General features: G+C 67.6%; 12 protein-coding genes and 1 pseudogene. 3 read left to right on the top strand and 10 right to left on the bottom strand.

Annotated features, from left to right (window positions below; translation table 11 throughout):
• Both ACK5F2_RS09240 and wecB read right to left on the bottom strand, forming a co-directional pair.
• The coding region (locus ACK5F2_RS09240; RefSeq protein ID WP_409864251.1) for a hypothetical protein at window positions 1-993 on the bottom strand (993 nt) is incomplete at its 3' end.
• Window positions 994-1,263: 270 nt separating this feature from the next.
• The gene (gene wecB / locus ACK5F2_RS09235; RefSeq protein ID WP_409864250.1) at window positions 1,264-2,376 is read right to left on the bottom strand and encodes a non-hydrolyzing UDP-N-acetylglucosamine 2-epimerase; all 1,113 of its coding nucleotides are present in this window, start codon (window positions 2,374-2,376) and stop codon (window positions 1,264-1,266) included.
• Window positions 2,377-2,665: 289 nt separating this feature from the next.
• On the opposite strand from wecB, the gene ACK5F2_RS09230 reads away from it, so the two are divergent.
• Window positions 2,666-3,673, top strand: coding sequence for an NAD-dependent epimerase (locus tag ACK5F2_RS09230; RefSeq protein ID WP_409864249.1), 1,008 nt, complete (start codon window positions 2,666-2,668; stop codon window positions 3,671-3,673).
• A 50-nt stretch (window positions 3,674-3,723) separates the two neighbouring features.
• Entirely contained in the window at window positions 3,724-5,055 is a 1,332-nt protein-coding gene (locus ACK5F2_RS09225; protein ID WP_409864248.1) for a UDP-glucose dehydrogenase family protein, read from the top strand.
• Between the two features lie 72 nt (window positions 5,056-5,127).
• Here ACK5F2_RS09225 and rfbC read toward each other — a convergent pair whose 3' ends face one another.
• From rfbC to ACK5F2_RS09185, 8 genes are read right to left on the bottom strand one after another with little or no spacing between them, the layout of a single operon-like run.
• The gene (gene rfbC / locus ACK5F2_RS09220; RefSeq protein ID WP_409864247.1) at window positions 5,128-5,682 is read right to left on the bottom strand and encodes a dTDP-4-dehydrorhamnose 3,5-epimerase; all 555 of its coding nucleotides are present in this window, start codon (window positions 5,680-5,682) and stop codon (window positions 5,128-5,130) included.
• A 14-nt stretch (window positions 5,683-5,696) separates the two neighbouring features.
• Window positions 5,697-6,584: a glucose-1-phosphate thymidylyltransferase RfbA gene (gene rfbA, locus ACK5F2_RS09215; RefSeq protein ID WP_409864246.1), complete on the bottom strand. Its 888-nt coding sequence runs from the start codon at window positions 6,582-6,584 to the stop codon at window positions 5,697-5,699.
• A 20-nt stretch (window positions 6,585-6,604) separates the two neighbouring features.
• A complete protein-coding gene (gene rfbD / locus ACK5F2_RS09210) occupies window positions 6,605-7,492 on the bottom strand; it encodes a dTDP-4-dehydrorhamnose reductase (protein ID WP_409864245.1) in 888 nt (295 codons plus the stop codon).
• A gap of 12 nt (window positions 7,493-7,504) precedes the next feature.
• Window positions 7,505-8,587 (bottom strand): dTDP-glucose 4,6-dehydratase, encoded by a 1,083-nt coding sequence (rfbB, locus tag ACK5F2_RS09205; RefSeq protein WP_409864244.1) that lies wholly within the window; start codon window positions 8,585-8,587, stop codon window positions 7,505-7,507.
• Window positions 8,588-8,593: 6 nt separating this feature from the next.
• The gene (locus tag ACK5F2_RS09200; RefSeq protein WP_409864243.1) at window positions 8,594-10,054 is read right to left on the bottom strand and encodes a mannose-1-phosphate guanylyltransferase/mannose-6-phosphate isomerase; all 1,461 of its coding nucleotides are present in this window, start codon (window positions 10,052-10,054) and stop codon (window positions 8,594-8,596) included.
• A gap of 5 nt (window positions 10,055-10,059) precedes the next feature.
• Complete coding sequence (gene galE / locus ACK5F2_RS09195) at window positions 10,060-11,088, bottom strand: UDP-glucose 4-epimerase GalE (protein WP_409864242.1); 1,029 nt, start codon at window positions 11,086-11,088, stop codon at window positions 10,060-10,062.
• A 26-nt stretch (window positions 11,089-11,114) separates the two neighbouring features.
• Window positions 11,115-12,341, bottom strand: a complete 1,227-nt coding sequence (locus ACK5F2_RS09190; RefSeq protein WP_409864241.1) for a hypothetical protein — start codon at window positions 12,339-12,341, stop codon at window positions 11,115-11,117.
• 28 nt (window positions 12,342-12,369) lie between these two features.
• Window positions 12,370-13,764 carry an undecaprenyl-phosphate glucose phosphotransferase gene (locus ACK5F2_RS09185; protein ID WP_409864239.1) on the bottom strand — a complete coding sequence of 465 codons (1,395 nt, stop codon included), beginning with the start codon at window positions 13,762-13,764 and terminating at the stop codon, window positions 12,370-12,372.
• Window positions 13,765-14,032: 268 nt separating this feature from the next.
• Between ACK5F2_RS09185 and ACK5F2_RS09180 the strand changes: the two are divergent.
• Window positions 14,033-14,361 (top strand): annotated as a pseudogene (locus ACK5F2_RS09180) (hypothetical protein); the annotation flags it as partial.

Here is a 14,361-nt window from a genome sequence, read left to right as displayed (position 1 = left end):
GTGCTGCAGGCCGTGGCGGTTCAGTTCCCAGGCGCGGTCCAGCAGGGCTTGAGCCTCCGGGAAGCTGCCTGCCGCCAGCAGCAGGGCCTGGGTGTGGGCGCGCAGCCGCAGCAGGGCGGCGGCGGCGTGGGGCTCGCGGTCCAGCAGCGCAAAGCTGGCGGCGCTGCCCTGCATCAGGCGCTCGCGCAGTGGCGTCACCACGTGCGCGCGCTCGGCCGGGCGCAGATCGTTCCACAGCAGGTCCAGGCCAAAGGCCAGGGCCTGGGTGAGCTCGGCGTTGGCGTCGCTGGCCGTGGCCTCGCCCGTGCTGCCACCCGCGGGCCAGGCGGCCAGGGCCAGCAGGCGGCGCTTGGCGGCGGCCAGCATGGCGGCGTTGCTGTCCAGTCGCGCGATCAGGCTCAGGGCCTCGATGTTCAGGCGTTCGCCCCGTGCGGCCTGTAGCAGCTGGCCCTGAGCCTGGGCCTGGGCCAAGGGTGTGGTGGCGCCCCCGGTGGGGGCCGGAAGGGCCGGTGCCGCGGCTTGCTGGGCCGCTGCGGCGCGCGCGCGCAGCAGGTTCAAAGCCGGCAGACTGTCGCCCTGGCTGGCCAGGGCGCGCAGCCGCTCAAAACTCATGCCCGCGCCCAGCACCCTGGGGCGTGCTCGTGCTGCAACCAGGGCCGCGACTTGCGAGCCCTCGGCTAGATCATGCGGCTGGGTTTGCCCGTCGGATGGGTCGACGCTGAAGCGGCGCCACTGGGCCAGCTGCAGGTCGCCCCTGGCGGCGCGATAGCCCACCGTCCATTCGTAGTCGCCAGGCGGCAGGGGCTTGGGCAGCCGGGCGCGGGGTTCCTGCAGGTCGGCCTGGCTGTGCACAGGGCTGCCGCCGGCTTGTCGGACCACCAGGCTGTAGGACTGCGCGGCATTGCGATCTCGCGCATCGCCCCAGGCAAACAGTGGCGTGCCCCTGTGCTGGCTGCAGTGGGCAGGCGCGATGCGCTTTTGCTGGGCCGGCATGCGGCTGAGCCAGTCTTCGGCGAGTGGGGGGCAAGCGCTGGTGCCGGCAGCAGCGGGAGCTTCTGCCAGCAGACTGCCGGGATCCTCAGGCGGTTTCGAGGTCTGGCAAGCGCTCAGCAGGAGCGCCGAACTGATTGCAAGCTGCCATGTCGGGCGCTGTGGATTCGACTGCATCGAGGTCCCCTGCTTACAACGTGTTGCATCGCATTGTGCCTTTGGCCTCGTGTCGTGCGATGCAAATTTCCAGGGGCCCTTTCCCGGATGCGCCGCTCAGGCGCCCAGCTTTTGCGCCAGCACCTCCACGATGCGCTCCGCCGCCCGGCCATCCCACAGGGCGGGCCGGCGGCCGCGCTTGGCCAGGCGGCCCTGGATCACGTCCAGCGCGGCGCGGATCACGGCCTCGGGCTGGGTGCCGGCCAGCACATTGCTGCCTTCGTCCACGGTGATGGGGCGCTCGGTGTTCTCGCGCATGGTGACGCAGGGCACGCCCAGGGCCGTGGTTTCCTCTTGCAGGCCGCCGCTGTCGGTGAGCACCAGGGCGGCGTCTTTCCAGAGGTGCAGAAAAGACATATAGGCCTGTGGGCCCAGCAGGCTGATGTTGGGGCCCAGGTCGATGCCGTGCTTCTCGATATTGGCGCGGGTGCGCGGGTGCACCGGGAAGACGATGGGAATTTCCGCGGCCACGGCGCGCAGCACCTGGGCCACGCGCTGCAGGGACTCGGCGCTGTCCACATTGCTGGGGCGGTGCAGGGTGACGACGCAGTAGCGGGGGTGGGCGCGCTTGAAGGCGTCGGTTTCAAAGCCGCTGGTGTCGCTCATGCCGCTGAGCTTGTGGGCCTGGTAGAGCACGTTGTCGGCCATCACATGGCCCACGTCGAACACCGCCTCGTCGGGCTTGCCCTCGTGCTTGAGGTGGGCCAGGGCGCTGGGCTCGGTGACGAAGAACCAGTCGGTGATGGCGTCGGTGACCAGGCGGTTGATCTCCTCGGGCATGCTCATATCGCCGCTGCGCAGGCCGGCTTCCACATGGGCCACGGGGATACCGGCCTTCTTGGCCACGATGGAGCAGGCCAGGGTGGAGTTGACGTCGCCCACCACCAGGCAGGCATCGGGCTTCTCGGCAGCGCAGAGCTGTTCGTAGGCCTGCATGATCTTGCCGGTCTGCTCGGCATGGCTGCCGCCGCCGCAGCCCAGGCGCACATCGGGCGTGGGGATGCCCAGCTCCTCGAAGAACACCTCGTTCATGTCGCGGTCGTAGTGCTGGCCGGTGTGCACGATCTTCCAGGCCAGGCGGCCGTCGGCCTGCAGCGCGCGCACGATGGGCGCGATCTTCATGAAGTTGGGGCGGGCGCCGGCGACGAGGTGGATCAGGGGCTTGGTCATGGGCCTGAAGCTTGGGTGGGTCTGGTGGGGCGCCTTGCTGGCACGGGCTTGGGCGGTACGGCTGCGCGATGGAGCATGGAGCCCATGAGCGCAAAGGAAAAAGTTGGGGCCATTCTAGGGTGGGCTTTGTGGCGAAATGGTGATGCACATCCCCCTAGTCCGGCGAGCAGCCGGTGCGGCCACCCGATTCGGGGGCGCCCCGCTCGCATGGGGGGCTCGGGCTTCGGTGAGAATACGCGCGGCTTGGCCGGCGCTGCGTCCGGCTGCCCAGACCGCCTGAGGAGATTGCGTGAAAGTCCTGGTTACCGGCGCGGCCGGCTTTATCGGCATGCATGTCAGCCAGATCCTGCTCGCCCGTGGCGACCAGGTCGTGGGCCTGGACAATCTGAACGACTACTACGACCCCCAGCTCAAGCATGACCGCCTGGCGCGGCTCACCGGCCAGCCGGGCTTTGAGTTCGTGAAGCTGGATGTGGCGGACCGCGCGGGCATGGAGGCGCTGTTCAAGGCGCACCAGTTCGACCGCGTGGTGCATCTGGCGGCCCAGGCCGGGGTGCGCTACTCGCTGGTGAACCCGCATGCCTATATCGAGAGCAATGTCTCGGGCTTCACCAACATCCTGGAAGGCTGCCGCCACAACGGCGTGCAGCACCTGGTCTATGCCTCCAGCTCCAGTGTCTATGGCGGCAACACGCGCATGCCCTTCAGCGAGCATCACGGCGTGGACCATCCGGTGAGCCTGTACGCAGCCACCAAGAAGGCCAATGAGCTGATGGCCCATACCTACAGCCATCTCTTCGGCCTGCCCACCACGGGCCTGCGCTTCTTCACGGTCTACGGGCCCTGGGGCCGGCCGGATATGGCGCTGTTTCTGTTCACCAAGGCCATCATCGAGGGGCGGCCCATCGATGTGTTCAACCACGGCAAGATGGTGCGCGACTTCACCTATATCGACGATATTGCCGAGGGCGTGGTGCGCACTCTGGACCGGGTGGCCACGCCCGATGCGGGCTATGACCCGGTGACGGCCGACCCGGCGCGCTCGAATGCCCCCTACCGCGTGTTCAATATCGGCAACCACAATCCGACGCCGCTGATGGACTTCATCGAGGCCATCGAGCAGGCGGTGGGCAAGACGGCCGAGAAGAACTTCATGCCTCTTCAGGACGGCGATGTGCCGGCCACCCATGCCGATGTGGAGGAGCTGGCCGCCTGGACGGACTTCCGCCCCGCCATGCCGGTGCAGGAGGGCGTGCGCCGCTTTGTGGCCTGGTATCGCGAATATTTCAAACTCTGAGCCCAGAATCTGGCCCTCGCCCCAACTGACACGAGAGTGAGTCTGCACGCATGAAAGTCACCGCCATTGGCACCGGTTATGTGGGTCTGGTCACGGGCGCCTGCCTGGCCGAGATGGGCAATCATGTGATGTGCCTGGATGTGAATCCGGACAAGATCGCGGTGCTCAAGGCGGGCGAGATCCCCATCCATGAGCCAGGTCTGCTGGAGGTGGTGCGCCGCAATGTGGCGGCGGGCCGCCTGCAGTTCACCACCGATGTGGACCAGGCGGTGCAGCACGGCACCATTCTCTTCATCGGCGTGGGCACGCCGCCGGACGAGGACGGCTCGGCCGATCTGCAATATGTGCTGGCGGCGGCGCGCTCCATCGGGCAGCGCATGACGGACTACAAGGTCATCGTGGACAAGAGCACGGTGCCCGTGGGCACGGCCGACAAGGTGCGCGCCGCCATTGCCGAGGAGCTGGCCCGGCGCGGCGCCGATGTGGCCTATGCCGTGGTGTCCAACCCCGAGTTCCTGAAAGAGGGCGCGGCGGTGGAAGACTTCATGCGGCCGGACCGCATCATCGTGGGCTCGGACGACGAGCAGGCCACGCTGATGATGCGCGCGCTCTACGCACCCTACAACCGCAACAACGACCGGGTGATGGTGATGGACGTGCGCAGCGCGGAGTTCACCAAGTACGCGGCCAATGCCATGCTGGCCACGCGCATCAGCTTCATGAACGAGCTGGCCCTGCTGGCCGAGAAGCTGGGCGCGGACATCGAGCTGGTGCGCCGCGGCATTGGCAGCGATCCGCGCATCGGCTACCAGTTCCTCTATGCGGGCGCGGGCTATGGCGGCTCCTGCTTCCCCAAGGATGTGAAGGCTCTGGTGCGCACCGGCCAGGAGAACGGTCAGGACCTGCTGGTGCTGGCGGCCGTGGAGGCGGCCAATGAGCGGCAAAAGCGCGTGCTGTCCGACAAGGTGCTGGCGCGCTTTGGCGAGGATCTGGCGGGTCGGCATTTCGCGCTCTGGGGCCTGGCCTTCAAGCCCAATACCGATGACATGCGCGAGGCACCGTCCCTGGTGATCATCGACGAGCTGCTGCGCCGCGGCGCCACGCTCAGCGTCTATGACCCGGTGGCCAGCCAGGAGGCGCAACGCCTGCTGGCGGGGCGCCCGGGCATTGCCTTTGTGGAGCGGGCCGAGGCGGCCCTGCCCGGGGCCGACGCCCTGCTGATCGTGACCGAGTGGAAGGAGTTCCGCACCCCGGACTTCGACACCATCAAGGCTCAGCTCAAGAACCCGCTGATCTTTGACGGCCGCAATCTGTACGAGCCGACCCTGATGAAGACCCTGGGCATCGAGTACCACGGCATTGGCCGCGGCGCGCCGGTCTGAGGGCCTGATCCGCCCATGAAAAAACGCGGCCGAGGCCGCGTTTTTGTTGTCAGCCCGAGTGCCGGGCCGGCTTCAGTCGAAGTGCCGGGCGTCCGCCAGCAAGGGGGCTTTGGCGTCTTTGTCGGCCAGGGTGGGTGCGCCACCGAAGTCGGGCCACTCAATGCCGATGGCGGGGTCGTCCCAGCGCACGCAGCCCTCGGCCTGGGGGGCGTAGTAGTCGGTGGTCTTGTAGAGAAAGTCGGCCGTCTCGCTGAGCACCACAAAGCCGTGGGCAAAGCCGGGCGGGATCCACATCTGACGCTGGTTGTCGGCCGTGAGCTCGGCACCCACCCATTTGCCGAAGTTGGGGCTGCTCTTGCGCAGGTCCACCGCCACATCGAAGACGGCACCGGCCACGCAGCGCACCAGCTTGCCCTGGGCATGGGGCGGCAGCTGGTAGTGCAGGCCGCGCAGCACGCCGCGCACGGAGCGCGAGTGGTTGTCCTGCACGAAGCGCAGGGTGTTGCCGGTGGCCTCGTTGAAGCGCTGCTCGTTCCAGCTTTCGGTGAAGAAGCCGCGGGCGTCGCCAAAGACGCGCGGCTCCACGATCAGGACCTCGGGCAGGGCGGTGGGGGTGATCTTGAGCATGGGGACGGGAAAGCTTAGAAGGCGCGCTCGTTGAGCAGTTTCATCAGGTACTGGCCGTAGCCGTTCTTGAGCAGGGGCTGGGCCAGGCGCTCCAGCTGCTCGGCCGTGATCCAGCCGCTGCGGAAGGCAATTTCCTCGGGGCAGGCCACCTTGAGACCCTGGCGCTTTTCCAGGGTGGCGATGAACTGGCCGGCTTCCAGCAGGCTGTCATGGGTGCCGGTGTCCAGCCAGGCGTAGCCGCGGCCCATGATCTCCACATTCAGCTCGCCCTGACGCAGGTACTGGGCGTTGACATCGGTGATCTCCAGCTCGCCGCGCGGGCTGGGCTTGATGCTGGCGGCGATGTCGCAGACCTGGCTGTCGTAGAAATACAGGCCCGTGACCGCGTAATTGCTCTTGGGCGCCTTGGGCTTTTCCTCGATGGAGAGGGCGCGCTGCTGGGCGTCGAACTCCACCACGCCGTAGCGCTCGGGATCGTGCACATGGTAGGCAAAGACGCTGGCGCCGCGGTCACGCTGCGTGGCGCTGTTGAGCAGGCCCTGGAAGTCGTGGCCGTAATAGATGTTGTCGCCCAGCACCAGGGCGCTGGGCTGGCCGCCCACGAAGTTGCGCCCCAGGATGAAGGCCTGGGCCAGGCCGTCCGGGCTGGGCTGCACGCAGTAGCTGAGATTCAGGCCCCAGCGCGCGCCGTCGCCCAAGAGGGCTTCGAAGCGGGGCAGGTCTTGCGGGGTGCTGATGATCAGGATGTCCCGCATGCCGGCCAGCATCAGCGTGGACAGCGGGTAATAGATCATGGGCTTGTCGTAGACCGGCAGTAGTTGCTTGCTCAGGGCCAGGGTGGCCGGGTGCAGGCGGGTGCCGGAGCCGCCGGCCAGGATGATGCCTTTGCGCTGTGTCGTCATGGCGGGTTCCTCAGAGGATTTCAAAGAATCTCATTCAGCATGCGCTCCACGCCCTGCTGCCAGTGCGGCAGGCGCAGACCAAAGGCCTGTTGGAGCTTGGTGGTGCTGAGGCGCGAATTCAAGGGGCGCTGCGCCGGTGTGGGGTAGTCGGTGCTGGGAATGGCCAGCACCTGCTCGGGCGCGACCTTGATGCTGCTGCCGCGCGCGCGGGCGAACTCGATCACATGGCGGGCATAGGCATGCCAGCTGGTCTCGCCAGCGGCCACCGCGTGGTAGAGGCCGCCCAGCTCGGGGCGTTGCAGGGTGGCGCGCAGCATGTGGGCGCTGAGGTCGGCCAGCAGATCGGCGCCGGTGGGTGCGCCAATCTGGTCGGCAATCACCTTGAGCTGCTCGCGCTCGGCGGCTAGGCGCAGCATGGTCTTGGCAAAATTTCCCCCGCCCGCCGCATAGACCCAGCTGGTGCGCAGGGTCAGATGGCGGCAGCCGCTGGCCGCAATGGCCTGCTCGCCTTCCAGCTTGCTGCGGCCGTAGACGCTCAAGGGGCCGGTGGCCGCCGCCTCGTCGCGCGGCGCGCTGCCGCTGCCGTCAAACACATAGTCGCTGCTGTAGTGCAGCAGCAGGGCGCCTTGCGCCGCGGCGTACTCGGCCAGCAGGCCGGGGGCACGGGCATTGATCTGCAGGGCGAGCTCGGGCTCGCTCTCGGCCTTGTCCACCGCGGTGTAGGCCGCGGCATTGACGATCACATCCGGGCGATGCTGCTTGAGCGTGGCTCGGAGCACGTCGGGCTGGGCCAGGTCGCCGCCCTCGTGGCGGTCCAGGGCAATCAGCTCACCCAGGGGCGCCAGAGCGCGCTGCAGCTCCCAGCCCAGCTGGCCGTTCTTGCCCAGCAGCAGGATCTTGTGGCTCATGGTGGTGCTTGCTCAGGCCTGGGGGGCTTGGCCGCCGTACTGCTGGGACACCCAGTCACGGTAGGCGCCGCTTTGCACGCGCTCGGCCCAGCCCGGGTTGGCCAGGTACCACTCGACCGTCTTGCGGATGCCGGTGGCAAAGGTCTCGGCCGGGCGCCAGCCCAGCTCGCGCTCGATCTTGCGCGCGTCGATGGCGTAGCGACGGTCGTGGCCGGGGCGGTCCTTCACATAGGTGATCAGGCGGCTGTAGGGGCCCAGCTCCGAGGGCTTGAGCTCGTCCAGCAGGGCGCAGACGATCTTGACGATGTCGATATTGGCCTGCTCGTTCCAGCCGCCGATGTTGTAGGTCTCGCCCAGGCGGCCGCGCGCCAGCACGGCGCGGATGCCGCTGCAGTGGTCCTTGACATAGAGCCAGTCGCGGATTTGCTGGCCGTCGCCATAGACCGGCAGGGGCTTGCCGGCCAGGGCATTGACGATCATCAGCGGGATCAGCTTCTCGGGGAAGTGATAGGGGCCGTAGTTGTTGGAGCAGTTGGTGGTGAGCACCGGCAGGCCATAGGTGTGGTGCCAGGCGCGGACCAGATGGTCGCTGGCGGCCTTGCTGGCGCTGTAGGGGCTGTTGGGCTCGTAGGGGTTGGTCTCGGCAAAGGGCGGGTCCTCGGCCTTGAGCGAGCCGTAGACCTCGTCGGTGGAGACATGGTGAAAACGGAAGGCCGCCTTGGCCTCGCCCTCCAGCGCGCCCCAGTAGGCGCGGGCGGCTTCCAGCAGGGTGAAAGTGCCTTCCACATTGGTGCGCATGAAGGCGCCGGGGCCGTGGATGGAGCGGTCCACATGGCTCTCGGCCGCGAAATGCACGATGGCGCGCGGCTGGTGCGTGGCCAGCAGCTGGTCGATCAGGGCACGGTCGCAGATATCGCCCTTGACGAAGATGTGGCGCGGATTGCCCTCCAGCGCGGCCAGGTTCTCCAGATTGCCCGCGTAGGTGAGGGCGTCCAGATTCACCACGGTCTCATCGCGGTGCTCCGCGGAGTCCAGCCAGTCGAGCACGAAATTGCTACCGATGAAGCCGGCACCGCCGGTGACGAGGATGGTCATGCTTGCTTACTTCCGTCCATAAGTGTCTTCAAAGCGGACGATATCGTCCTCGCCCAGGTAGGAGCCGGACTGGACCTCGATGATCTCCAGCGGCAGCTTGCCCGGGTTGGCCAGGCGGTGGGTGACGCCCAGGGGGATGTAGGTGCTCTGGTTCTCGCTGAGCAGAATCACCTTGTCGCCCACGGTGACCTCGGCGGTGCCCGACACCACGATCCAGTGCTCGGCGCGGTGGTGGTGCATCTGCAGGCTCAAAGATGCGCCGGGCTTGACCATGATGCGCTTGACCTGGTGGCGCGGGCCGTTGTCGATGCTGTCGTACCAGCCCCAGGGACGGTGCACCTTGCGGTGCAGGGTGTGCTCGCCGCGCTGGCTGCTGTCCAGCCGCTGGACGATCTTCTTCACGTCTTGGCTGCGGGCGCGGTCGGTCACCAGCACCGCGTCGGGCGTTTCCACCACCACCACATCCTCCAGCCCCACCACCGAGACCAGGCGGCTGGTGGCGTGGACCAGGGTGTTGCGGCTGTCGGTCACGATGGCGTCGCCGCGGGCGGCGTTGCCGGCCTCGTCCTTGACCGCCACCTGCCAGACGGCCTCCCAGGCGCCCAGATCGTTCCAGCCGGCGTCCAGCGGCACCATGCGCAGCGGCATGAGCGCGCTGCCGGGCAGGCGTTCCATCACGGCGTAGTCCACCGACTCGGCGGGCACGGCGGCGAACTCGGCCTTGGCCGGGCGCACGAACTTGGCGTCCACGCTGCGGGCCGCGAAGGCGGCCTGGGTGGCGGCCAGGATGTCGGGGCGGAAGGCTTGCAGGGCCTCGACCCAGCGGCTGGCGCGCAGCACGAACATGCCGCTGTTCCAGTAGTAGCCGCCTTCGCGCAGATAGCCCTCGGCCGTGGCCAGATCGGGCTTCTCCACGAACTGGGCCACGGCCAGCGCCGTGCCATCGGCCTGGGTGCGGATATAGCCGTAGCCCGTCTCGGGCCGGTCGGGCGTGATGCCCAGGATCACGATGGCGCCCTCGGCGGCCTGCTGCACGGCCTGGCGCAGGGCACGGCTGAAGGCCGCGCCATCGCCTATGGTCTGGTCGGCCGGTGTGACCACCAGCACGGGGTCCTGGCCCGATTCCAGGGCCTGCAGGGCGGCCAGAGTCAGGGCCGGGGCGGTGTTGCGCCCCAGGGGCTCGAGCAGCACGGCGTCCGGCTCCAGGCGCAGCTCGCGCAGCTGGTCCAGCACCAGGAAACGGTGTTCCTCATTGCCCACGATGATGGGGGGCAGGGCTTGCTGGCCCGCGCCGCCCAGATCGGCCAGGCGCTGGGCCGCCTGCTGGAACAGGCTGGTATTGCCCTCCAGCACCAGGAACTGCTTGGGATAGCCGGCACGCGACAAGGGCCACAGCCGGGTGCCACTGCCGCCGGCCATGATGACGGGCTGGACTCGCGTGGCTTCTTGTTGTTGTTTGATGCTCATGATGTTCAGTGGATTTCGTAACCCTGGGGATTTTGTTGCTGCCAGCGCCAGCTGTCCTGGCACATGCGGGCGAGATCGTAGCGTGTGCTCCAGCCCAGCTTCTCGTGGGCCAGGGCCGGATCGGCCCAGCAGGCGGCGGCATCGCCCGCGCGGCGCGGTGCGATGCGGTAGGGGATGCGGCGGCCGCTGGCGGCCTCGTAGGCGCGCACCAGGTCCAGCACGCTGTAGCCCTGGCCCGTGCCCAGATTGACGGTGAGCGACTCGCCGCCGCTCAGCAGATAGCGCAGGGCCGCCACATGGCCCTCGGCCAGATCACAGACATGGATGTAGTCGCGCACGCCGGTGCCGTCCGGCGTGTCGTAGTCATTGCCAAAGACCTGCAGTTCGGCGCGTCGGCCCACGGCCACCTGGGCCACATAGGGCATCAGATTGTTGGGGATGCCGCGCGGGTCTTCGCCGATCAGGCCGCTTTCGTGCGCGCCCACGGGGTTGAAGTAGCGCAGGCAGGCGGTCTGCCAGCTGGGTTCGGCCGCGCCCAGGTCGCGCAGTATGGTTTCGCCCATCAGCTTGGTGGCGCCGTAGGGGTTGACGGCCGACAGCGCGGCATCTTCCCGCAGGGGCAGGTCTTGCGGGCGCGGGGCGCCATAGACCGTGGCGCTGGAGCTGAAGACCATGCGGGTGCAGCCGTGGCGCTTCATGGTCTCGCAGGTGTTGATGAGGCCGCCCAGATTGTTGCGGTAGTAGGCCAGAGGCATGGCCGTGGACTCGCCCACAGCCTTGAAGGCGGCGAAGTGCACCACGGCCGCGGGTTTGTGGGCGGCGAACACGGCGTCCAGCGCGGCGGCGTCACACACATCCGCGCGCTCGAAGACCGGCGCGCGGCCGCTCAGGCGCTCCAGGCGCTTGAGCACCTCGGGCGAGCTGTTGGAAAAATTGTCCACGCCCACCACCTCGAAGCCGGCCTCCAGCAGGGCCAGCCAGGTGTGGGACGCGATATAGCCGGTGGCACCGGTGAGCAGGATCTTGGCGGTCATGGTCTTGTTTGGGCCGTGCTGAGGGATCAGCGCAGGGTGTACTGCACATAGCAGCCATAGCTGTCGGCGTCGTAGGGCAGGGACACTCCGAGGTCGGCGCGGCGCTGGTCGTAGTTGATCTGGCAGCCCAGCAGGCCGGCGCGGCTGAACAGCCAGCGCAGGCCCAGATTGAGGGAGGCCGTCTTCTCGGAGCCCGAGGACTCGCGCAGGCCCAGACGGTTGCTCAGGCTGCGATCGCTGTAGGCCAGGCCGGCGTCCAGCAGCAGCTTGCCGCTGAGCTCGTAGCTGCTGTTGACCTGCAGGCTGTTGGTGACGCGGCTGAAGTCGCTGTTGACGCTGCCCAGACTGCCCAGGTTCTGGAAGGAACTCTCGTCGCCGGTATCGCGGCTGAGTGTGGTGTTGATCTGCAGCTTGGCCGTGGGCTGCCAGCGCCAGCTCAAGGCACCGGTCAGGCCGGAGAAGTCGCGCGAGCTCAGCAAGCTGCGGTCACGGCGGCTGCTGCTGAGGCGGGCGTTCAGGCTGGAGGCGCCACTGGGCCGCCAGTCCACGGTGAGGTCCACATCGTCACCCTTGAAGTCATCGCGCAGAAAGCCGCCGCCAAAGGGGATGTTGGGGTAGTAACCCTCGGTGTGGCGCAGCGCCACACCCAGACTCAGCGCGGCGCGGGGGCGGTAGATCAGGCCCAGGGAGAGGGTGTCCTGGCTGAAGTCGTAGGCGTCGTACTCGCTGGCGGAGTACTCGCGCTTGCGGTGCGTCAGCGAGCCTTCCAGGCTCAGCAGGGACAGCAGGCCGTAGCGCACGGAGGCCCTGGCCTGCTGGGTCTGCTCGATATTCTTCTTGGTGACCGAGGGGGCGCCGCCGCCGGGGTTGAACTGGGCCAGATTGCGGTTGGCATTGACGCTGAGCTGGCCGGCAAGCCGGTTCGCGGTTTCCCAGTCCAGGCCGGCGTTGAGGGCGTAGCCGTTGTTGTCCAGGGTCTTGTTCTTGGCGTAACGGTTGTTGCGCAGCGAGGCATCGCCAAACAGGCGCTGACGGCCCAGGCGCTGGTCCAGGCCGGCCAGCAGGGTGGCGGTGCTGACGCGGTCGTCGTTGCGGGGCTGACCCTCGCCGGTGCGGTAGAGGTTGGACACCTGGGTCAGGCCCAGGGCGCCGCCCACATAGTAGGGGCTTTGCTGAGCGCTCGCGGGCGCGGCGGCCAGCAGGCTCAGGGCGGCGGCCAGGACGGATGCGCGTTGCGGGTGGGTCATGCTCATGGGACGCAGGCTCTCGGCTTCTTCTTGTTCAGTAGGCGTGGCGGTCGAAGACCATCAGGCGCACGGTGCGCACGATGATCTGCAGATCCAGCCCCAGGGACCAGTTGCGCAGGTATTCCAGATCGTATTCAACCCGGGCCTTCATCTTGTCCACGGTGTCGGTCTCACCGCGCAGGCCGTTGACCTGGGCCCAGCCGGTGATGCCGGGTTTGACCTTGTGGCGCACCATATAGGCCTTGATCAGCTGGCGGTACTCCTCGTTGTGGGCCACGGCGTGGGGGCGCGGCCCCACGATGCTCATGCGCCCCTGCAGCACATTGATGAATTGCGGCAGCTCGTCCAGCGAGGTGCGGCGTATGAAGGCGCCGAACTTGGTGATGCGCGGGTCGTCCTTGGTGGCCTGCTTGACCACCGGCCCGTTGTCCATCACCCGCATGGAGCGGAACTTGTAGACGATGATCTCCTCGCCATCCAGGCCGTTGCGGCGCTGCTTGAAGATGATGGGGCCGGGGGAGCTGAGCTTGACGCCTAGGGCCACGGCCAGCAGCACGGGCGAGATCAGCACCAGGATGATCAGCGAGAGCACGATATCGCTGATGCGCTTGACCAGCTCGTTGGTGCCGGTGAAGGGGGTTTCGCAGATGCCCACCACGGGCACGCCGTTCATGTCCTGCAGCCGGCCCTGGATGATGGAGATGCCAAAGACATCGGGCACGAAGTAGAGCGAGGCCGTGGTGCCCTGCAACTGCTCCAGCAGCTGCATGATGCGGGGCTGGGAGCCCAGGGGCAGGGTGATGTAGACCTCGCGCACGCCCTTGCTGCGGACATAGTCACCCACCTGGCCCAGTCCACCCAGCAGCTGGGGGGCGGCCTCGGGGTGCAGCCGCTCGTCCGTGCGGTCGTCGAAGAATCCGTCCACCACATGGCTGCGGTCCAGGCCCTCGTTCAGCGCGCGCGACACCTTGACGCCCAGGGCGCCGCCGCCCACGATGACGGCGCTGCGCCGGGCCTCGGGGCGTTCGGCACGCCACAGCAGAATGCGCCGCCCGCATTCGATGGCCAGCATCTGCAGCACCGGGGTCAGGCCGGCCCACCAGAGCAGCACATGGTCTTCGAAATAGCCCATGCTGTTGGTGGCATAGCCGCACAGGGCCAGAATGCCCAGCAGCATGAGCCAGGAGCTCAGCACATCGATGGCGGCGCTGGCCGGGTGCTCGGAGAAGCGATTGCGGCCCGGGAAGGTCAGTGCAAAGACCAGCAGGCACAGGGTGAGGGTGGAGCGCAGCACCGGCTCATCGAACCAGGCATTGACCGCCAGATAGCTCAGGACGATGAGGCCGGGCTCCAGAAAGGCGGCGATCAGGGACTCGACCGATTGGGGGGCGCTGTAAAAAGTCCTCTTGTAACTGCGATCCTCAAACATCGTCCTCACGCTCCTGGTGTGCTCGGGCATTGCAGTCCTGTTGCCCCGCACGCACGTCATGGTGACCGCCCCTCCCCTGGGCACGGCATTGTGCGGCGGATTCTCCCTCATCCTCGTGCCCTTGCCGGGCATCTTCGCCCCCCTAGCTCAGCGGCGCTGCGGGCCTGCCTACAATCGCCGCATGTTTGAAGAATGGTCCAAACTTTTGGCGCCGGCAGTGCAGGATCGCATCTGCTTGTTGCTTAACCATGTCATAGGCCGTGAGCCCGTGGCAACGGCGCGACTGATCCCGCATGCCGGACGCGCCATCGTGGTGCATCTGCGCGGCTGGCCGGCCCTGCTGCCGGCGGCGCCCGATCTGGCCCTGGGCATCAGCCGGGCTGGCCTGCTGGAGCGGCTGGACGAGGCGCCGCCCGAGGCCTTGCGCATCGAGCTCGATGCCAGCAATCCGGCCCTGCTGGCCCTGGGCGCGCTGACCGGAGAAAAGCCCCAGGTGTCGGTCCAGGGGGATGCGGCCTTCGCGGCCGACCTGAGCTGGTTGATGGACAACTTGCGCTGGGACATCGAGGACGATCGGGCACAGATCGTGGGCCCGGC

Origin of the sequence: Roseateles sp. (assembly GCF_046300915.1) — a bacterium.
Taxonomy (GTDB): domain Bacteria; phylum Pseudomonadota; class Gammaproteobacteria; order Burkholderiales; family Burkholderiaceae_C; genus Kinneretia.
This window is presented reverse-complemented; position numbering and strand designations above follow the sequence as displayed.

Bases quoted from the DNA above. Each gene is read 5' to 3' on its own strand.
- ACK5F2_RS09190 (WP_409864241.1), bottom strand. From the start codon at position 12,341: ATGAGCATGACCCACCCGCAACGCGCATCCGTCCTGGCCGCCGCCCTG.
- rfbD (WP_409864245.1), bottom strand. From the start codon at position 7,492: ATGAGCCACAAGATCCTGCTGCTGGGCAAGAACGGCCAGCTGGGCTGG.
- ACK5F2_RS09185 (WP_409864239.1), bottom strand. From the start codon at position 13,764: ATGTTTGAGGATCGCAGTTACAAGAGGACTTTTTACAGCGCCCCCCAA.
- rfbA (WP_409864246.1), bottom strand. From the start codon at position 6,584: ATGACGACACAGCGCAAAGGCATCATCCTGGCCGGCGGCTCCGGCACC.
- ACK5F2_RS09200 (WP_409864243.1), bottom strand. From the start codon at position 10,054: ATGAGCATCAAACAACAACAAGAAGCCACGCGAGTCCAGCCCGTCATC.
- rfbB (WP_409864244.1), bottom strand. From the start codon at position 8,587: ATGACCATCCTCGTCACCGGCGGTGCCGGCTTCATCGGTAGCAATTTC.
- wecB (WP_409864250.1), bottom strand. From the start codon at position 2,376: ATGACCAAGCCCCTGATCCACCTCGTCGCCGGCGCCCGCCCCAACTTC.
- rfbC (WP_409864247.1), bottom strand. From the start codon at position 5,682: ATGCTCAAGATCACCCCCACCGCCCTGCCCGAGGTCCTGATCGTGGAG.
- ACK5F2_RS09225 (WP_409864248.1), top strand. From the start codon at position 3,724: ATGAAAGTCACCGCCATTGGCACCGGTTATGTGGGTCTGGTCACGGGC.
- galE (WP_409864242.1), bottom strand. From the start codon at position 11,088: ATGACCGCCAAGATCCTGCTCACCGGTGCCACCGGCTATATCGCGTCC.